Source organism: Crateriforma spongiae (assembly GCF_012290005.1).
Classification (GTDB): Bacteria; Planctomycetota; Planctomycetia; order Pirellulales; family Pirellulaceae; genus Crateriforma; species Crateriforma spongiae.
This window is the reverse complement of the sequence record NZ_JAAXMS010000009.1, coordinates 94358-113636: the sequence shown is the minus strand read 5'-3', so window position 1 is coordinate 113636 and position 19279 is coordinate 94358. Positions and strand designations below refer to the sequence as shown.

Sequence of the window (19279 nt, the reverse complement as noted above, 5' to 3'; positions counted from 1 at the left end):
TTCGTCGAAGAAGCTTATCGCAAGGATGCGTGTTGTGCTGAAATCCCACCGATTGTTGGATCAGCTGGACCGTTCCCAGCGTCAAAAGACGAATCGTCGTCGCGAAGACCGGATGCGACGCCGCAACCTGATTTTGCTGGTCACGGCCGCTTTCTTGGTGCTGGCCGTTTTGTCGCTGCCCAGTCTGGTCAGCCACACCGGGTTTGCGCGATCGTTCTTGCAAGACATCGGTGACGACTATGACCTGGACCTGGATGCCGACGGCGTCCGTGTCGGTTGGCTGACACCGCTTCAGTTGACACGGGTCACCATCGATGGACGAAACGCCGAAAGCCGGATCCGCGTCGATCGTGTGGACACATCGTTGACGGCGTGGGATCTGGTGACGTCGTCGATGGACCAACTGGGCGCGATCGATGTCCGCGGACTGCGTGTGGATTGTCTGTGGAACGGCGGGCGTTGCGGGTTGGAAGACGATCTGCATGCCTTGATGCAATCCGATTCACAATCATCAACCACCGTATCAGCGGTGGTCCGGTTGCAAGAAGTCGGCGTGAATGTGCATGACGTCCGCACCGACCAGACGTGGTCGTTGAATCAATCCAATGCGGAAATCACGATCCAGCCGGATGCCGTTGACGCCAATGCGTCGGGAGTCCTGCGAGAACCCGGCGGCAGCGAAGGATCGGTTCAAGCCGACGTCCAGTGGGCACCGAATTCCGATACCGTCGCCCAGGCCGATGGACGTGAAGCGTGGAAAGCCGCCGTCGATCTGGAATCGCTGCCGCTGTCGATCATGGCACTGATCGGACCCCGTTTGACCGATGATCCGTCGTTATTACCGGAAGAGATGGGCGGCGAATTGACGGGCCAAATCACATCGACCGGTTTTGACGATGGGGTGATGGACGTCTCACTGCGCGGCGTCAAGGTTCGAAACTTTGTCGCGGCGATGGCAAGCCCATCACCCGATGGCCGGACGACGACTCGCCGCTGGGGCAACGAATTGGCAACACTGTCGGGTGATCTAGTTTGTTTGACGGATTCGGTGGTCGGCCGTGATTTGACCGTGGTCACCGATTTTGCGCGCGTTGATTTTGACGGTGCGATTTCCAATTCGACGTCTTTCGTGGACCCCAATGATCACTTGTTGGCTTGGTTCCGCAGCATCGCCGGTCGCGCGTCGGCTGAAATCGATCTGGCTCGCTTGGATGCGGCGATGCCCGGCGTCTTGCCAATGCGAGACGGCGTATCGATCGTTGACGGTCGGATCGTGGCGACCGCGGAATCGTTGGTCAACGATGCTTCCGGTGGTTCACGCAGCCGCGTCACACTTCGCAGCGAAGCGATCCGCGCCCGCACCAGCGGCGGCAACGTGGACGTCGCTCCGGTGCAACTGACCGCAACGGTCGCCGAAGATCGCGGAACGCTTCGTGCCGACGAATTTCGATTGCAAAGTCCTTTTGCCCAGGCCACCGGCGGTGGCGACCTGCGTCGCGGGCAAGCCGACGTGCAGGTCGACTTCGGCAAGCTGGCGGAGACTCTGCAGCCGATCTTCGATCTTTCCGAATCTCCGCTGCGCGGCACGATCGAAGGCCAGATTGATTGGAACGTGGATCGACAAGACCGCTGGCGACTGCGAGGCAACGGGCGGGGAAGTCGTTTGGCGCTGACGCTGCCCGATGGCGGACGACTGCGACGCGATGCCGTGGACGCATCGGTCGAAGCGACCGGTTTGTGGGACGGTCAAACGCTTAGCGAATTGGATACCGCGATCGTCCAATTGCGCAGTGATGGCGTTCACCTGTCTGCCGAATTGCAACAACCGACGCGGATCGATGGCGGGGCGGCAACCAAACTGCCGTTGCGGCTGACTGGCAACGGACCGCTGGGCACGCTGCATTCGATGGTCGCCAATTGGACGCCGTCGGCCATTGCCAGTGTCGACGGTTCGTTCCAAATCGCCGCTGAATTGCAGGCGTCCGCCGGCGGTGCGACGCTGCGAACACTTTCGGGTGACTTGCGAGCGGTCCGCGTGGTCACGCCCCAGCGCGAATACCAACAGAACCATCTGGACATTCACTTTGCCGGGGACGTGTCATCGTCGGCCGATGATCTGCGGGTCGACGAATTGACCGTCAAAGGTGACACCGTCTCGGCTGCCCTGGCCGGTCGCTGGTCCGAACAAACCAAGCAAATGGAAATGCACTGGCGGGCGGATTTGCGTCAGCTGCAGGGCAGCGTGCGGCCACGCATCGCCGCGTCGGCCGAGATCCGCCAAGCCAGTTATCAGGACAGCAATGCGACGCCCGACACGGCCGCCGATGCCGACGGATGGTTGGTCGACGGTTACTGCGAAGGCCGGGTGAAACTGGCGGGCCTTCGCGACGGCCGCTACAGCATTGACACCACTGCCACGGGATCGAACATCGCGGTGATCCAGCCGCCGCAATCCGCCGGCCAAACGCCACGGACCGTGTGGTTCGAACCCGATTTGAAGTTGGATGGTCGCTTGATGTTGGATTCGACCACCGGCGTGGTCCAGGCGGATCACACCAAGCTGACCAGCGGTTGGTTCACGACGGAACTTTCCGGCCCGGCGTCCTGGCAACCGGGGAACTATGACGTGCGTCTGAAGGGACCGACATCGCTGAAGATGGACGAAGTCGCGCGTTTGCTGACAACGCTGACCGGGACGCCCATCGCGGCCGCCGGCCAGTATCAAACGCCGGTCGCCATCCGTGTGGGAATGTCCAAAGCGGGTGACGTTGCGTTTGACATCTCCGGCGACCTCGGCTGGGAAAGTGCCGCGGTCGGCGGTGTCGATCTTGGTCCCGCCCAGATCCCCTTTCACATGACCGAGACGACGGTCACGATCGATCGTTCGTCGGTGCCGGTGGGCGACGGAGCCGTGATTTTGGATGGAGCGGTCGACTATCGTCCTGGGCCGATCCGAATGCGGCTGACACCCGGCCAGATCGCACGTCAGATCCGTGTGACGCCGGAGATGGCCGATCGCTGGTTGAAGTACGTCGCCCCGGTGGTCGCCGACGCGGCCCGGATCCAAGGCACGTTTGATGCCTACGTCGACATCGGCGACGTGAACTTGGACCAACCGGCCGACAGCCACGTGGCCGGACGGCTGGACATCGTGGAGGTCCAGATGCTGTCTGGACCGATGACGACGCCGATCATCGCGGGGCTGGATCAACTGCGTGGGCTGACCGGCGCGCCGAAGGATCGCACCGAGACAAAGCTGGTGTCGTTGCCCGCCCAGCAGGTCGATTTCGAGTTGGCCGATCGGATGGTGACTCACCGGCGACTGGTCATGCAGGTCGACCAGGCACAGATCTTCACCGGCGGCCGAGTCCACACCGACGGGCGTTTGAACTTGGTGGCCCAGGTGCCGTTGAACGAGCGGTGGTTGGGCAGCGACCTACGCATGCTAAGCGGCCAGACGCTGCGGTTCCCAATCAGCGGAACGATCTGGCAGCCTCAGTTGGACAACCGCGAAATGGCTCGGGCGCTGACCGGTCTGGGGCAGCAGGCGGCCAGCGCGGCGGCGGAAAACTACCTGGACCGTGGCCGCCAGAAGATCAACAGCGAGATCAACCGCGGCATCGAACGGCTCAACGAGTCCCTGAACCTTGGGCCGATCCTGGGCTGGTGAGATGCCAGCGTCTTTCACCCTTGCGCGCGGGAGGTTGATTTGCGGCGTCAGCCCTCCCCTCGCTTTGGCTCGACACTCCCGGAGGGAGGGTGAAGATCGCGGAATTTATCTTCCCGCTTTCGCGCTGGGCGGAGCCGAGGGACGAGGCTTCAGGGAGGGCTGCGTTCCGGGGCTGCTGTTCGCCGGATTCAGCGGACCGACCCTCCCCACGTCGTCGCAGGCTCCTCCGTGACCCTCCCGGAGGGAGGGTGAAGACTACGGAATTTACCCTCCCTCCGGGAGGGTCGCGAAGTGAGCTTCAGCGAACTCACGCGGGGAGGGGGGATCGCTGGGCGCACGAAAAACGGCCGCGAAATGGCTTCGCGGCCGTGGAAAAACTGTTTGAACGCACGCGGTCAGCAACCACACTCGCCAAAAGTCGCGATTGAGCCCGCCTCAGGCAACCTTCTTGCGACGCACTCGGCGGTAGACCGCTCCACAACCCAGCAAAGTCAAGCAAGCAACGCTGGAGGGTTCGGGAACGGCAGCCGCATTCAATGCGCCAGGAGTGGGCGTGTCGAACACTACAAAGCTACCCGCTCCGTCAACCGATCGGCCGATCGAGTCAGTGTCCTTGTCCCCTAAATCGCCTTCATCAATGTAGGACGCCGATGGGTACAAGGCAGAAAGACCAGGATCAGCACTATCATTAGTGCCATAGTGAACCACATCGACCAGCATCGCACCTGTCGGCGGGGCAGTGTCGTTGGGGTAGTCGGAGATGTTTCCAGTGAAGAGCACGATTGCATCGGGCCCGTTCTGTAGGCCGTTGCCACTAAACACAATATCAGCACCAGCTACCGCCGCATTGCCGATCAAGAATAAGCCATCACTATTGGTGGAGAATCCGTCCAAATCAAACGCAAATGAATCATACGTCAGGTCATCGCTTCCGTTCACTCCTACGATCGACAGCCCATCCAACGACATGTTGGGATCGCCGAAAAGCTCAACAAACTCCAACGCATCAACACCGGAAGTGTCCGAGTCGAATTCGTTGATGACGATTGCAGCCTGCATTTTTGCGGTAATACAGCAGAGAACAATAAACAGCAGTTTCTTCATGGCCGACTCTTCAGAGATTCGGTAAACGGTAAAGATGTGTCCTGGCGACGTATCGACAACAGACTAAGTGCGAAAGAATAGTTCGCAATGTAAAAATGCGGGGGCACGGTAAACTTAACGTAATCCTTACAAACGTCAAATCGCGGTGTCGTCGCGATCGCGACAGATTCGAGTTCTTGAAGTTCATATGTCGTCAAATTGGTGGTCAAGCAGGGCCTTTCTTCGCTGCCATGCCTCTCGTAGCCTGTCCAGCGTTCCGTCATGCTGTACCTGACGACTCCCGCGTCACCTCTGGCGTGGCTGATGTATTGCGAAGCCGGAGATTCACCGCCGGCGTATTCCACGAAAAAGATCTGATCGTTTGTTAACTGAATTGCTTTCCGGTCTGCTTGGCTCCGACGTTGATCCCGCCGAAGCGGGGGTGCGGCTGGGGCAAATGGCCGCCGATTTGGAATTGGATGTGTCGGCGCTTCTGCGGTCGATGGCGGCCGACCCGCAGCGGCTGGCCGACAGCGATCCGGCGATCCTTGGCGGCCTGTTCCGTCTGATCCATTTGCGGCTGGCACGTGCGGGCATCGAATCGATCCCTGAAGACACCGAGTTCGCCAAACTGGCCCACGGCTGGATCGGCACGATCCTGTCCGCGGTCCCCGAAGTCACGCCGAACCAATTCCTGTTGCTGCAGCTGCTGGCCACCCGCGGCAGCGATGCGTCGCTGGGCGTTCTGGTGAACCAGCTCCGCCAGCGGCCTCCACAGACCTGGATGCAGGCCGGACAGATCTTGGGGCCGTTGATGCAGCGAGACGGCTGGAACGTCGACGCCGTCTACCCCGATCTGCTGGACTGCCTGAGTTCGCCGGCGATGGCCGCACCGGTGTTGGACTTGGCCAACTTTCTGTGCCGCAAAGGTCGCGTGGACCGGCATCCGGCCGCCGATCAGTTGACGGTGCTGAATCACTTGCTGGGCGAAGTCAGCGGACGATTGTCGCGGTTTGAAGAAGATCCGCGGTCGTTCGGCGACGACGTCGAAACGGTTCAGAATCGCTTGTCCGAATCGGTGGCCCTGGCGGTGTCGTTGTGCGACGCGGTGGGGCTGATCGGTGACGAATCGTCCATCGGCAAGCTGAACCAAGCTATCGAGCTGAAGCACCGACGGGTGCAATGTGAGGCCGCGGGGGCGCTTGCCCGCATGGACGACGATCTGGGCAAGAAGCGGTTGCTGCAGTTGACCGACGAACCCGCCGCACGGCTGCGGGCGATCCAGTACGCCGATGAACTTGGCTTTGGCGATGACGTGGATCCCGACCAGCGCACCGAAACCGCATCGGCCGAAAGCGAAATGGCGCTGTGGCTGACCCAGCCGCAACAAATGGGCGTGCCGCCGACCGGAGTCGAAGTGATCGAGAGTCGCCGGATGATGTGGCCCAGCTTTGACGATCCGATCGACGTCCATTTGGTCCGGTTCGAATACAACTTCGGCGATCGCCAATACAGCAACATCGGAATTGTGGGGCCGGTGACGTTTGCCATGGCCGCGGACGTCGCGGATCTGCCGGTCGACGACATCTTTGCGATCTACGCCGGCTGGCACGCCGAACACGACGAGATTTTTACCGTCGCAGCGGACCAGTTGAACGAGGCTCAAAAGCGTCTGATGGCCGCCTATCGAGATCACTTGGATCGGGCCGGCTACGAAGACGCCACGCCGGAATTGCTGGGGTTGTTCTTGGACGAAACCGCCGGGATCTTTCGCGCCATTCGGGACGAAACCGAGTGTCGGGTGGTCACCGATGGTCTGGAAACGATCGACCAGCCCATTGCCGGGCGTCAGCGACCGCTGCAGAGCGGCGACGTGTTCAATCTGTACAAGGGCCGCAAAATGTTGCGGACCTTCAATCCCGGTGCATAAGCCGCTTCAATCGCGGTTGCGGCCACGCGAAAGCGTGCGGGCAATGACGCCGTCATGCGAGGAAATCCGCCAAGATCGGCCGCAAAACTGCGAAAGCCATTCGTCTATCGCCCAAGCGGCGTTTGACCCACAATGCGTCTTTCCGTCCAGCCGACCGGTGCGCCAAAACGCGTGATCGGAGTCCGGACAAAATCAAAACGACTGATCGAATCGGCACTTGCTTCCGATGACCAACGAAGAATCCAACGTGATCGAGGTCGACGGCCAATTGGTCGACCTACGCAACCGACATCTGGCCGCGCTGCTGGCCTGGCTGATCCCCGGTGCGGGGCACTTTTACCAGGGACGTCGCGCCAAAGGCGGGCTGTTCGTGATCAGCATTCTGATGATTTGGATTCTCGGATTCGCCTTGGGCGGCAATCATGTCGTCTACGCGTCTTGGCAACCGGGCGACAAGCGTTGGCATTATTTCTTGCAAGCCGGTGTTGGTGCCGCTGCCCTGCCGGCCTTGATTCAAGGCGACCGCATGCGGCGGATGACCGATCCGATGACCGGGCGCACTCTGGACGGCTACCAACCGCTTTGGAATGGGTTCATGGCGCCGCCCCATCGACCGGTGATCGAAAAGAACGCCGACGAGGTTTCCGCATGGTATGCCCGGCGAGGTGCCGGTTATGAAATGGGAACCTGGTACACAATGATCGCTGGGTTGTTGAACATCCTGGTGATTTACGATGCCTACGCAGGGCCGTTGTCGATTCCGATCAGCGGTCGCAAAGGGCGCGAGCGGGCCAAGGACGACGGGGATGAATCGGCCGAACCCGATGGCGACGGATCGCAGCAACCAGCGACCACGGCGTCCGCTTAGCCGCTTGTCCCTTTCCGCCGCTCAAGTCTGACGACAAGCCGTCCTTCATTCAGGCCCGCATCCATGCTTTCGATCTCGCCGACCTACTTGCTGTACTTCGTGCCGTTGCTGATCGCGATCTCTTTGGTGTTCGGCGCGACGCGCCACGAGGACATGAATCTGGTTCTGCGTCACGCTGCCGGCACTGCTCGATGGATCGCAGGATTCATGGGGCTGATCTTTGTCGTATTGCTGATTCTGGAATACGTCGTTTAGGGCCGACCAATGCGTGTATTGACTTTGGGTGGCGGAACCGTCGGACGTTGGGTGGCCGACATGCTGTGTCGACGTCGGCACAGCGTGACCGTGATCGACAACGATCCGGAAAACGTTCGTCGGTTGAACAGTGAACTGGACGTCCGTGCGATCGAGGGCAGCGCATCGCAGGCCACGCTGTTGTTCCAAGCTGATGTGCTGAGCGCCGACCTGTGCTTGGCCGTGACCGGCGACGACGAAGTCAACATCGTGGGCGCCAGCATGGCCAAAGCGCTCGGGGCCCGCCGCAGCATCGCGCGGGTCTATGCGCCGGCCCTTCGTGACTTGAGCACGTTTGATTACCAAAGCCATTTTCGAATCGACAGCCTGCTGAGTCTGGAGCAACTGTCCGCGTTGGAACTGGCGCGTGCCATTCGCAACCCCGATTCGATCCCGCTGGAACACTTTGCCCGCGGTCAATTGGAAGTCTATGAATTGGACGTAGCGACCGGCGCCGATGCGGCCGGCCAGCGTTTGACTGATCTGAAGTTGCCTAGCGGCGTGCGTGTCGGGTCGATCGCCCGCGATGGCCGAATGTGGATCGCCAGCGGTGCCGATGAAACTCGCCCCGGCGACCGTGTATCGTTGGTCGGGATGCCCGACGATGTGGCCAAAGCACGCGACTTGTTCAGCGGATCAACGGGGAAAAAACGGGCATCAAAGGTCATGGTCGCCGGTGGCGGCGAAACCGGATACCACGTCGCCGCGTCGTTGTGTTCGCACGGTTATCGGGTGACTTTGTTGGAATTGGCCGCACACCGCTGCGATATCCTGGCCAAGCTGTTGCCCGAGGTCACGGTGGTCAACGCCAATGCCAACCGACGCAGCATTTTGGAAGACGAAGGTGCCGGAACAGTCGATTACTTTGTCGCCTGCACCGGCAACGATGAAAACAACATCATGGCGGGCGTTGAAGCACGCGAACTGGGGGCATCGCGTGTGCTGTGTCTGGTCGGGCGTCCCGACTATGCAAACGTGGTCGGGAAATTGGGGATTGATCGCGCGGTCAGTGAACGTGACGTCGTCGCGCGACAAATCCTGGGCTTCTTGAACGAAGGCGCCATCATCAGCCAGCGAAAGTTGCCCAACGGCGAGATCGCGGTCTGCGAACTGGAAGTGATGGAAGGCAGTCGTGTGACCCAGGCCCCGCTGGCCGATTTGCCATTGGCGGGACGTTGTTTGATCGCCGGATTCCAGCGGGACGGTTTTGTCCGCGTTCCCCGTGCCGATGACACGTTACAGACCGACGACATCGTCGTAGCCTTGGTCGATCAAGACGCCGCCAGCGAGTGTTTGCCACTGTTCGACCGTGGCTGATGCAGGCCCGGTTTTGGAACGGGCCGGATCATCAAGACGGCTTAGTTGTCAAACCAACCCAGCGACTTCAGAAAGCCTATCGAGCGATCGGTCGTCGATCGGTACGCCGAATTGTCGCCCTTGCCGGCGTTGAAGAATCCGTGGCCTTCGCCTTCGTACAAGTACAGTTCCGAACGCAGCCCCGCATCGGTCATCTTGTCGCGAAAACGTTTCGCCGTGGCAACGGGAATCAGCTTGTCTTCGGTACCCAAAAACACGATCGCCGGTGGGTCGTCCTTGGTGATGTTTTCCGACGGCGAAAATTCCTTCACGCGATCGCCGACGCGGGCGTCGCCCCACTGACCCGGGCGGTTGTCGTAAACCGGATTGAACAACAGCAATGCGTTGGGCTTACGTGACACGCCGTCAACGGCGACGTCATCCATCATGCCAAGGAATGACGCCAGGTGGCCACCGGCACTGCCGCCGCCGGCCGCGATACGATTCGGATCGATGCCCAATTCCAATGCGTGACCGCGGATGTATCGAAAGGCATCGGAAACGTCCTCGGTGCACGTGATCGGTGGCAGCTTCGACTTCTTATCCAACAGCCGATATTCCACGCGAAAACAGACCACACCGCGATCAGCCAGTTCCAAGCTGTGCTGGCTGAACTGACCCGGTTTGCCACCGGTCCAACCGCCGCCGTGAATGAAGACGACCGCCGAACGCTGGTCTTCGGCGGTCCAATCGGCCGGTCGGGTAAAGTCGATCCGCAAATCGCGTCCGTCGACCGTCTTGTAAATCAACGATCCTTCGGTCACCGACGATCCGTCGCCGCCAGATGCCTGGTCGGCCGGCAGTGTGGGAGCGAAACCGAACAGACAAACAACGACGGCGATGGTGCGGATCATGGCGATTTATACCCTTGCTTTGGTGCGTGCTTCACGAAGACCACGGCTAAGGATATCACGCAGCATCGGTGAATAGTCCTCGTACTTCGACTGATCCGGCGCACCGCTGCTGAATTGATAGATCGCATCGCGAGGCTTGACGCCCAAAGCGATCAGCGAACTGCTGACCGTTTGGTAATCGCCGTTGCGGACGACCATGCTGGGGCGACCCGGGCCGACCGGGGCACGAGCGAAAACGCGGCTGGCAACGGCCAGGAACTTCACCGGCGAATCCAGCGTCTGAAGCGTCAACAGTCGACGTGCCATTTGCACGCGTTGGTCTTCCGGGTCATTCAAGTCGCGGGCACCGATGATGTTCAGGCCTTCCTGCAAGGGAGCGACCGAAACTTGTTCTTCGGCATAGATCGCGTAGCCCGCTTGGGCGTCGGCCACAATGATGTTGCAGCCTTCGTACCGCGTCTTGTCCAGTTCCATTTCCGCTTTGGCCAAGGCCTTGCTAGCCGAAGTGCATCGCAGCAAATCCAATGCAAGCAAACCGCGGGATCGTTGACCGAACAACGGCGATGCGGTCGCACGATTGGTCAGTCCGACGAACAAGCCATTCTGGTTAACGCCCAACCAAGTGCCGCCGGCTTTTTGGTCGATGCCGCATAAGACACGAGGTTTCCCAGATTGAATGGAAGGTAATTGGCTGGGGCGATCGATGTATTCCTCACGGTTGGCGGCAACCAAAATGGGGCTTTCGGGGACCAGACGGTACTGAACGGCCAGTAAGCACATCTCGCAGCTTTCAATTTCAAAGATCGGTGAAGTTATCTTCGCGGCCGGCACGGTCCGGGTTGCCCCGGAGCTCGATTCGACGGGTCCAATGTTATCTCCGCGAAGAGGCGTACCCCACCCTCTGTTAGGGGGTTTTGTTGGGAAATGGACGTGTTTTTAGGGGCGAATGAGGCCGTTTTCTGCATTCTGGGCAAGATACACCGCATTTTTGGCCGATACACCATTGACGCTGACCGTCGTCGACGCCCGTTTGGCAGGACCCCACGATGTCCGAAACGTCTGATTCCATCGACTCCGACACAATCGACGCCGCTGTGCAGCCTGACGCGGCGCCCAGCGGTGATTCGCAGGTGTCGCGATACAAGGATCGCGTGCTGCGGATTCAGACGCCTCTGACCGTGACACTGGCTCGGTCACGTGTGCCGCTCAGCCGGGTGATTTCTCTGGTTCCCGGTTCGATGCTGACGTTCGACGCCCACTGTGACGAACCGCTGACTTTGGAAGCCGGTGACCATCCGATCGCACGCGGTGAAACCGTCAAGATCGGTGACAAGTTTGGGATGCGGATTCGCGAAATCATTCGCCCCGTCGTCGAAGACTGATCAACGCCGTCAAAAACGAATGGATCGTCATCGCGCGGTCGGTTGCCGCCCCATGGCATGGATTCAGCGATCGGAATCATCCGCCTGGCCGGACTGCTGGCGGTACTTGGCAGGTGACATACCGGCATGCTTTTTGAACTGGCGATAGAACGTCGTCAGATCGTTGAACCCGCATTCGAAGGCGACCGAGGCGATCGGAATCGACGTGTCTTGCAAGCGTTTCTTAGCATGGTCGACGGCCTTGCCCCGCACGAAGTTCAACCAGGTCGTCTCGGTTTGCTGGCTGAACAATTTCGTGAAGTGCCGCCGTGACATCCCCAAACTGGCCGCGGCCTCATCGATCGTGGTGGCTTCGAAGAAATAGTCTTCCAAATAGCTGACATAGCGGCGCATTGATTCTTGGTCCCGCGTCATGCCCCGCGCGACGCGCTTGCGAACATGGGTCCGCGGATCCAAAACTGATTCCAGCAACCGCAGGGCGTCGGCGACCATCGACAGGCTGATGGCATCGTCCAGGGTCTGCTGGCGATAAACCATCCGCCGCATGGTGACCGCGACGCGGGTGGTCAGATGGGGATCACCCAACACGAAGAACGCGAACCGTTTGGCGATCGCCGAATCGAATCGCAACAGACTCAAGCTGATGCAGGCCACGTACAGACGACTGGGCTGTTCCGGTGCATCGACAACGCGGTGACGCAGGTCCGGCGGCACCACGATCACATCACCACTTTGAAAGGGCTTGGTAATGGTTTGGGTTTCCAGCTTGCCAGCGCCTTCGAGCACGTAGATCAGCTTGACGAAACGATGCGACCGAAAGTCCATCGAAAAGTCACCGGTGTGGTGGCTCTCGAAAACGAAGACGCCGAAGTCCGGCAACACTTCATCGACCGGACGGCTGGTGCGTCGATCCGACAACGAGGCTTCCTTTCGGGGGTTTAAGAATCGTTAGGTTCTGACGCGAGTGTCAGCGGTTTCTGGTGGCAGGCCGACCCGCGGCGAATCGAATGACGGAAATCGGCTGGGCCGCGTTGTAACGCCCGGTTGCCCGAATTGCCAATTTCGGGTCTCACCTGATCATCCAAGACCTGCCCGGCCGGGGCAAGTACGATCATGCCGCTGCCACTGTCCGCCCCGCCGGTTCACGATCCGGCTTGCCGCTTGTCCCAATGCCCACGCCGATGTCGACTTATCCAAGAATCGCCAGCCTGAAGACCCACGATGCTTTCACCGCCCGATTGTTGGAATTGGGCCTGGATTTGCCCTGTGACGCCGACGTCGCCTCGGGACCGGACAGCCCACTTGCGGACCGTTTTGACGTCGATGGGCTGACGGTGGGCAACCGGTTTTGCATTTTGCCGATGGAAGGCTGGGACGGGACGACCGACGGCAAGCCCACGGACTTGACGCATCGCCGCTGGAAGAATTTCGGGATCAGCGGTGCCAAGTGGATGTGGGGCGGTGAAGCGGTGGCGGTCCGCCACGACGGTCGCGCCAACCCGAATCAACTGTTGATCAACGATGACAATCTGTCGTCGATCGCCGACCTGCGACAAACGTTGTTGGACGCCCACGCCGAACGTTTTGACAGCACCGATGATCTGTTGGTCGGTTTGCAGTTGACGCATTCAGGACGATTCGCGCGGCCCAATCGCAAGGATCAACCCGAACCACGAGCGGCACAGCGAAACCCGGCGCTGGACCGGCGTCTGGGGATCAAAGACGATTCCGGCCTGATCACCGATGATGAGCTATCGACCCTGGTCGACGACTTCATCCGAGCCAGCGTGATGGCGGAAAAGATTGGGTTCCAATTCGTCGACGTCAAACACTGTCACGGATATCTGGGGCATGAATTGCTGTCCGGCGTCGACCGGTCCGGCAAGTACGGCGGCAGCTTCGAAAATCGAACCCGATTCTTGCGAGACATTGTCCAGGGCATTCGATCGGCGACGCGGAACATGAAGATCGGCGTCCGCGTCAGCGTGTTTGATTTTCTGCCCTATGTGCCCGGTGACGACCGCATCGGTGTTCCCGATGCCGACGGGGATCCACGCTTGGCTTTTGGCGGCGATGAAAAAGGCTTGGGGATCGATCTGTCGCAACCGGGCCAGTTCATGGAACTGTTGCAATCACTGGGCATTGAAATGGTTTGTACGACATGCGGCAGCCCTTACTACAACCCGCACATCCAACGCCCGGCCTATTTTCCGCCCAGCGACGGTTACCAACCGCCCGAGGACCCGTTGGTCGGCGTGACACGTCAGATCCAAGCCACCGCGGCGCTCAAGCGGATGCACCCGAGCATGACACTGGTCGGATCGGGCTACACGTATCTTCAAGACTGGTTACCCGGTGTTGCCCAGGCGGTGGTTCGTCAGGGCATGGTCGACAGTGTCGGTCTGGGGCGAATGGTCTTGTCATATCCCGAACTTCCCGACGACGTGCTGACCGGTCAAGCATGGCAGCGTAAGAAGGTCTGTCGCACGTTCAGTGACTGTACCACCGCACCACGCAATGGGATGGTCAGCGGGTGTTATCCACTGGACCGTTTTTACAAGGACCGCCCCGAACGAGATCAGTTGAAGCAGATCAAGCAGGCGTCGGCGGAATCCTGATAATCGTTATCAGCCGTCGTTGAGGCTTACATCCACTGGCTTCGTGGATTCCCCCCCGACGTGACGCGGATTGCAACCTAGGTTTCGACAGAGGTTCTGTTTCATCCGCTAGTTTGTCGACGGTCATGTCAGCTGCACCGATTCCTTGGAAGCACATCCGCAACGTCTTGGTTCTGTTTTCGCCTTTGTGGGGCGGGGCCGCGGTGTTGTTCGGACTGTTCGGGCTCAGTTATTCCCTGTTCAGCAGCGACGTTTGGTCGGCGAAACAGCCCTTGGTGATCCGCGACGAGGCGACCGGTTCGGTCGACCGACTGGGGCGATTCGCCAGCCAGAATGAATTGAAAGCCGCCCAAGAAACCATCTTGGAAATGGCCAAGAATCCCGAAGTGGTTGCGGCAGCCCTCCGCCAGATCGGCCCCGACAAACGGTCCGGCGCCGACGATTGGCCCAGCGTCAAAACGATCGAAACGGTGGCCGACCAATGCGTGAATCTCGTCGCCCCCCAGGGCAGCGAATTCGGCAGCAGCGAAGTGATCTATCTGTCGGTCAAAGCCAAGAAGCCTGACCGCGCGGTCGCGTTCTGCAACGCCCTGTTTGACAACTTGACCGAACAACTGCGAAAGGTGCGTCGTGTCCGTGCCGACAGCATCATCGTCGAACTGACCCACGCGCGTGATCTGGCGCGACAGAACCTGGACGAAGCGTTGACGATGATCCAAGAGATCGAAGTCAAATCCGGGATCGACTTGGGCGAACTGCGAAACCTGAACGACACGATCAGCGGTGATGGAACCAGCCGGCGAACCTTGGAAACGACGACCAGCGACCGGCAAGCGGCCGAATTGGCGCTGTCCAAGCTGGAAGCCTTTCATCAGCTGTTGGTCGACGGGGCATCGGATCCACAAAAGCTGTTGATCAGTGGTGACGAATTGATGTCCAGCCAACCTTCGCTGCAACGATTGAAGGAAGGCTTGATCGACGCACAGTTGGAAACCAGCAAGCTGGCGGGCAATCACACCGTGCTGAACCCCAAACGGCGTGTCGCCATGGCCGTCGAAGAAGAAATCAAACGTCGTCTTCAACAGGAGGCCGCGGCGGTGGTTCGCGGGATGCAACCGGAACTGAAACTGGCGCGAGACCGCGTCAATCGTTTGCGTCAGCAAGAAGCCGACTTGACCAAGAAGCTGGCTCACCTGGCCGAAATCCGGGCGACCTATGCAAAGCTGGACGCACAACTGAAAAACCGCACCGAGCAATTTGCCGCGGCCGAAGCCGCCCTGGCCGAAGCACGAGCCAGTCGATCGGCCGCGTTGTCGACGAACCTGATCGCCGAACTGGGGCCACCCCAGGTCGGCGATTCACCCATCAGTATGTCGGGAACCATGCTGACCGCCGGCTCGACGACCGCCGGGCTGATGTTCGGTCTTGGGATCGTTTTCTTGATCGCACCGGGGCCATCGGGTAAGACCTACGGTCGTCGCTGGAGCGATTACCTGGGCGGTCGCCGCGCATCGGATCATGCGTCCGGAAGCGAGGGCGGCAGCGGTCAAAGTTTTCCAAATGATCGACGCGCCAAGCCGCGGACCTGATGAACGATTCTGACGCCAGCGAAGATGTGACGATTGTCGAACAAACGCCGGCACCGCCGACGGTGCCGGCGAAAAAACGAGACGCTTCGCAGCGCGATTATCGAATTCTGCGCGACGATCGCATCGTCGATACCGTCGCCAAACTGGAAAAGCGGATCCAGGATCGCTTTCCCGATTCCGGTTTGGCCAACTTGTGTGGCGAACTGCTGCAAGTGGCCCAGTCGGCATCGCAGACGTCGGATTTGATTGGCCGGCCGATCCCGTCGATCCGCTGGTCTGGATACTTGTTGGCCTTTGTCTTGTTCGCGTTGATCATTGGCACGGTGGTCGAAAGTATCGTGCTATTCGGCGTCGATACGGACGAACTGCGGTTGACCGACATCATCCAAACCTTTGATGCCGGCATCAGTGCGATGATCTTCATCACGGCCGCCATCTATTTTCTGATCAGCTTGGAAGCTCGCATCAAACGTCAGCGTGCTCTGACAGCGATTCATGAATTGCGTTCTTTGGCGCACGTGGTGGACATGCACCAATTGACCAAGGATCCCGAACGGGCCATGCCCAATTGGTTGGCCACGGATCATTCGCCACGGACGACAATGACGCCGCTGCAGTTGAAACGTTATCTGGATTACTGCACCGAAATGCTGTCGTTGGTCGGGAAGATTGCGGCGCTGTACATCACGCGATTTGATGACCCTGTTGCGGTGGCCGCCGCCAGCGAAGTCGAACAGTTGACCACGGGGCTGTCACGCAAAATCTGGCAAAAGATCATCACGACCAACTTGGCCGGTCGCTTGCAAGGTTCGCTGAACATGCCTGATCCGCCACTTTCGACTTGAGCCCGCGGCCCGGGCGCAATCAGATGCACCGCGGTGACATCCGATAAGATCTCTGGCAGCCCAGGCGACACCCTGTGTCGCCGATAAATGGGAATTCGTTGCAGACGAGCCTTTTCGGGTGCAGGTGGGATCATGCGTTGGTTGTGCGGAATCGGGGCTTGCTGGTTTTGGGGGTGGTTTGCCGGCGTCATAGCGGCCGTCGACAACACGACCTTACCCATGGTGGCCGATCCGGATCTGCGGCTGACGTTGATCGCGTCGGACCCGGACATCGTGACGCCGATCGGTCTGGCGATTGCTGCCTCGGGCCGCTTGTTCGTCTTGGAATCGCATACCCACGAATCCGCGGCCGATTATCCGGGGCCCGATTCGGATCGCATCAAGGTTTTCGCCGATGAAGACGGCGACGGCGATTACGAATCGGTCACCCTCTTTGCCGATGGCTTGGTACAAGGATTGACGATCGCGTTTTCGCCGGTGGGAGATCTGTATGCCGTGTGTGCCAGGTCGGTCTATCGGTTGCCCGATCGTGATCAGGATGGCCGCAGTGACGGGCTGCAGCGAATCATTGATGTCAAAACCAAAGGACGCTATTCGCACAACGCTTTGCTGGGGATCACGTTCGATGCCGACGGAAACCTGTTCCTTTCGCGAGGCAATCTGGGTGGCCAAGCGTACCGTGTGGTGGGTTCCGACGGCACGGAAGTTCGCGGCTACGGTGATGGCGGAAACATCATGCGCTCTGACGCCGATGGCGGGCGATTGATCGAATACGCGACCGGATTTTGGAATCCGTTTGGAATCAAGTTCGACAGCGGTGGGCGGCTGCTGTGTGTCGACAATGATCCTGATGCTCGTGGACCGAATCGACTGATTCATGTCGTTCGGGGTGGTGATTACGGATACCGTTCGCTTCACGGCGGCAGCGGGACCCATCCGTATCAAGGCTGGGACGGTGATCCGCTGAGCGATCCGCCGGGGACCCTGCCCTACATCAGTGGCACCGGCGAAGCACCGTGTGATTTGTTGGATTTGTCGCGGACGAATTTTCCGACGAAGTATCGCGACAGTTTGCTAGTCAGCGTCTGGACAGAAAACACAATCGAATGGCATCGATTGCGGCCAAAGGGAATCTCCATCACTGCTGACGTCGAACGATTGATTCAGGGCAACGCGGATTTCCGTCCGGTGGCGTTTGATGTCGGACCCGGTGGCGATGTCTTTTTCACGGATTGGGTCCAGGTGGATTATCCCAATCACGGACGCGGCCGCATCTGGCGACTGTCATCGACCCGAACCAGGACCGATGCGATGTTGCCACGCCCGATGTTTGGCTCAAGATCATCGAACGATGCCGGTGATCGTTTTCGTCAAGCAGCAGAAACGATTGCGGAATCAAACCAAGGAATCATCGATGCACTCAGTGCCGCAGACCCCTTCCAAAATCACCTTGGTGTAATGCAGCTTGCTGCACCGGAGAATTCAGCGTTGCGGCAAAAGCTGGCCGTGTCATCGGACCCGAAGCTTCGTCTGGCGTCGTTGTTGGCATCACGTCGAGCGACGCTTTCACCCGACCAAGCGATGCGGGTCGCCGATGGCTTTTTGACCGATGCCAGCCCGATCATCCGTCGTGCCGCACTGATTTGGGCCGGCGAAGATCGTTTGGTGGATCTTCAAGACCGAATCGAAGACTCCATCCGTCCCGCCAATACGACGCCTGTCCTGTTGGAAACCTTTTTGGCGACCACGGAAATCTTGACGTCTGAATTCTCCGAAGCCTTCGACCGGCGCGTTGTCAAAGCCAAACAGCTGCCCAGAAAGGATGTGGGAACCTTGATCCGCCGAATCGCCTGGGATTCCAGCATCCAGCCGGCCGTCCGCGCGATTGCAATCAGGCGACTGCAACCGCCGTTGACTGATTCGACGGCCGAGCGATTGATCCAGACGGCCCATTCGACCGATCACTCCGCCGCCATGGCCGCCATCGGTGTTCTGGGCAAGATGACCGACCGAAGGTCACGCGAGTGTTTGATGACCATTGCGATGGATTCATCACGGTCGTCTGAACTGCGATGCGAAGCACTGTTGATGCTGGCAAGCGATCCGGCGGTGGAACCAAAGCCATTGCTGTCGTTGCTTGATGACGCACAGCCCAGTGTGGCCGAGGAAGCGGCGCGAACGCTGCGGGGCTTCATTGCCGATCCGATCGTGCGAGCTGCCGCGGAACGTCGTTTGGAATCCACATTGGTGTCACCCGATGCCATCACGCGTCACTTCGCGATGGCTTTGGGCCGGCCCGCCGGCGATCGACCGAATGATCTTGATGGCTGGTTGCAAAACGCAGCGTCGGGAGGCGATCCTGCGGCAGGGCGTCGAGTTTTTCTTAGTAACCACGCGACGTGCGCGAAATGTCATTCACTTTCCGGACGTGACGATACGCTGGGTCCGGACCTTAGCCGTATTGCTTTGTCAGTCGACCGGGCACAATTGATCCGGTCCGTGTTGGATCCGTCGGCGGACTTTGCACCGCAGTATCAAGCCTGGACGATCTTAACCGCCGACGGTCAGGTGGTGACGGGGTTGCAGATCGACCAGAAAGCCGGTGGCGCGATCGAGATCATGTCGACCGAAGGCGTGATGCGACGCATCGAGGGCGAAGACGTCGAAGACTACCAGGCGTCACGCCGATCGGTGATGCCGTCCGGGTTGGAGCAGAATCTGACGGCCAAAGAGTTTCGTGACTTGATCGCGTTTTTGGCATCCCGCAAGTAGACATCAACGCATCGCTCC

The 19279-nt window shown here is 59.6% G+C and carries 14 protein-coding genes; 10 read left to right on the top strand and 4 right to left on the bottom strand.

Going from position 1 to position 19279, the window contains the following annotated elements; all coding sequences use genetic code 11:
- The first annotated feature begins 34 nt into the window (after nucleotides 1-34).
- Nucleotides 35-3670 carry a translocation/assembly module TamB domain-containing protein gene (locus HFP54_RS21380; RefSeq protein WP_168566721.1) on the top strand — a complete coding sequence of 1212 codons (3636 nt, stop codon included), beginning with the start codon at nucleotides 35-37 and terminating at the stop codon, nucleotides 3668-3670.
- 435 nt (nucleotides 3671-4105) lie between these two features.
- Here the strand turns inward: HFP54_RS21380 and HFP54_RS21375 are convergent, their stop codons facing one another.
- On the bottom strand, nucleotides 4106-4774 hold the full coding sequence (locus HFP54_RS21375; protein ID WP_168566720.1) for a PEP-CTERM sorting domain-containing protein: 669 nt from the start codon (nucleotides 4772-4774) through the stop codon (nucleotides 4106-4108).
- 361 nt (nucleotides 4775-5135) lie between these two features.
- On the opposite strand from HFP54_RS21375, the gene HFP54_RS21370 reads away from it, so the two are divergent.
- The 4 genes from HFP54_RS21370 to trkA all read left to right on the top strand — a co-directional run bounded on the left by HFP54_RS21370 (nucleotide 5136) and on the right by trkA (nucleotide 9162).
- Nucleotides 5136-6683: a HEAT repeat domain-containing protein gene (locus HFP54_RS21370; protein ID WP_168566719.1), complete on the top strand. Its 1548-nt coding sequence runs from the start codon at nucleotides 5136-5138 to the stop codon at nucleotides 6681-6683.
- 226 nt (nucleotides 6684-6909) lie between these two features.
- A complete protein-coding gene (locus HFP54_RS21365) occupies nucleotides 6910-7551 on the top strand; it encodes a DUF6677 family protein (protein WP_235952149.1) in 642 nt (213 codons plus the stop codon).
- Nucleotides 7552-7614: 63 nt separating this feature from the next.
- Nucleotides 7615-7806 (top strand): hypothetical protein, encoded by a 192-nt coding sequence (locus HFP54_RS21360; RefSeq protein ID WP_146415952.1) that lies wholly within the window; start codon nucleotides 7615-7617, stop codon nucleotides 7804-7806.
- A 9-nt stretch (nucleotides 7807-7815) separates the two neighbouring features.
- Nucleotides 7816-9162, top strand: coding sequence for a Trk system potassium transporter TrkA (trkA, locus tag HFP54_RS21355; RefSeq protein ID WP_168566718.1), 1347 nt, complete (start codon nucleotides 7816-7818; stop codon nucleotides 9160-9162).
- Between the two features lie 41 nt (nucleotides 9163-9203).
- On the opposite strand, the gene HFP54_RS21350 is transcribed toward trkA, so the two are convergent.
- Nucleotides 9204-10055 carry an alpha/beta hydrolase gene (locus HFP54_RS21350; protein WP_168566717.1) on the bottom strand — a complete coding sequence of 284 codons (852 nt, stop codon included), beginning with the start codon at nucleotides 10053-10055 and terminating at the stop codon, nucleotides 9204-9206.
- Nucleotides 10056-10061: 6 nt separating this feature from the next.
- Nucleotides 10062-10835 (bottom strand): NRDE family protein, encoded by a 774-nt coding sequence (locus HFP54_RS21345; RefSeq protein WP_145293161.1) that lies wholly within the window; start codon nucleotides 10833-10835, stop codon nucleotides 10062-10064.
- Between the two features lie 266 nt (nucleotides 10836-11101).
- On the opposite strand from HFP54_RS21345, the gene HFP54_RS21340 reads away from it, so the two are divergent.
- Nucleotides 11102-11437 (top strand): FliM/FliN family flagellar motor switch protein, encoded by a 336-nt coding sequence (locus HFP54_RS21340; protein WP_145293163.1) that lies wholly within the window; start codon nucleotides 11102-11104, stop codon nucleotides 11435-11437.
- 63 nt (nucleotides 11438-11500) lie between these two features.
- Here the strand turns inward: HFP54_RS21340 and HFP54_RS21335 are convergent, their stop codons facing one another.
- A complete protein-coding gene (locus HFP54_RS21335) occupies nucleotides 11501-12355 on the bottom strand; it encodes a helix-turn-helix domain-containing protein (RefSeq protein ID WP_168566716.1) in 855 nt (284 codons plus the stop codon).
- A 263-nt stretch (nucleotides 12356-12618) separates the two neighbouring features.
- On the opposite strand from HFP54_RS21335, the gene HFP54_RS21330 reads away from it, so the two are divergent.
- From HFP54_RS21330 to HFP54_RS21315, 4 genes are all read left to right on the top strand, one after another.
- A complete protein-coding gene (locus tag HFP54_RS21330; protein ID WP_168566715.1) occupies nucleotides 12619-14055 on the top strand; it encodes an oxidoreductase in 1437 nt (478 codons plus the stop codon).
- Nucleotides 14056-14180: 125 nt separating this feature from the next.
- Nucleotides 14181-15644, top strand: coding sequence for a GumC domain-containing protein (locus HFP54_RS21325; protein WP_168566714.1), 1464 nt, complete (start codon nucleotides 14181-14183; stop codon nucleotides 15642-15644).
- Nucleotides 15644-16489, top strand: coding sequence for a hypothetical protein (locus tag HFP54_RS21320; RefSeq protein WP_235952148.1), 846 nt, complete (start codon nucleotides 15644-15646; stop codon nucleotides 16487-16489). The genes HFP54_RS21325 and HFP54_RS21320 overlap by 1 nt, the downstream gene beginning before the upstream one ends.
- A 132-nt stretch (nucleotides 16490-16621) precedes the next feature.
- Nucleotides 16622-19261 carry a PVC-type heme-binding CxxCH protein gene (locus tag HFP54_RS21315; RefSeq protein ID WP_168566713.1) on the top strand — a complete coding sequence of 880 codons (2640 nt, stop codon included), beginning with the start codon at nucleotides 16622-16624 and terminating at the stop codon, nucleotides 19259-19261.
- Nucleotides 19262-19279: the final 18 nt, after the last annotated feature.

What these genes read in the sequence shown, in the direction of transcription:
- HFP54_RS21375 (WP_168566720.1), bottom strand. Translation starts at nt 4,774, where the DNA reads ATGAAGAAACTGCTGTTTATTGTTCTCTGCTGTATTACCGCAAAAATG.
- HFP54_RS21365 (WP_235952149.1), top strand. Translation starts at nt 6,910, where the DNA reads ATGACCAACGAAGAATCCAACGTGATCGAGGTCGACGGCCAATTGGTC.
- HFP54_RS21360 (WP_146415952.1), top strand. Translation starts at nt 7,615, where the DNA reads ATGCTTTCGATCTCGCCGACCTACTTGCTGTACTTCGTGCCGTTGCTG.
- HFP54_RS21315 (WP_168566713.1), top strand. Translation starts at nt 16,622, where the DNA reads ATGCGTTGGTTGTGCGGAATCGGGGCTTGCTGGTTTTGGGGGTGGTTT.
- HFP54_RS21320 (WP_235952148.1), top strand. Translation starts at nt 15,644, where the DNA reads ATGAACGATTCTGACGCCAGCGAAGATGTGACGATTGTCGAACAAACG.
- HFP54_RS21325 (WP_168566714.1), top strand. Translation starts at nt 14,181, where the DNA reads ATGTCAGCTGCACCGATTCCTTGGAAGCACATCCGCAACGTCTTGGTT.
- trkA (WP_168566718.1), top strand. Translation starts at nt 7,816, where the DNA reads ATGCGTGTATTGACTTTGGGTGGCGGAACCGTCGGACGTTGGGTGGCC.
- HFP54_RS21340 (WP_145293163.1), top strand. Translation starts at nt 11,102, where the DNA reads ATGTCCGAAACGTCTGATTCCATCGACTCCGACACAATCGACGCCGCT.
- HFP54_RS21350 (WP_168566717.1), bottom strand. Translation starts at nt 10,055, where the DNA reads ATGATCCGCACCATCGCCGTCGTTGTTTGTCTGTTCGGTTTCGCTCCC.
- HFP54_RS21330 (WP_168566715.1), top strand. Translation starts at nt 12,619, where the DNA reads ATGTCGACTTATCCAAGAATCGCCAGCCTGAAGACCCACGATGCTTTC.
- HFP54_RS21345 (WP_145293161.1), bottom strand. Translation starts at nt 10,835, where the DNA reads ATGTGCTTACTGGCCGTTCAGTACCGTCTGGTCCCCGAAAGCCCCATT.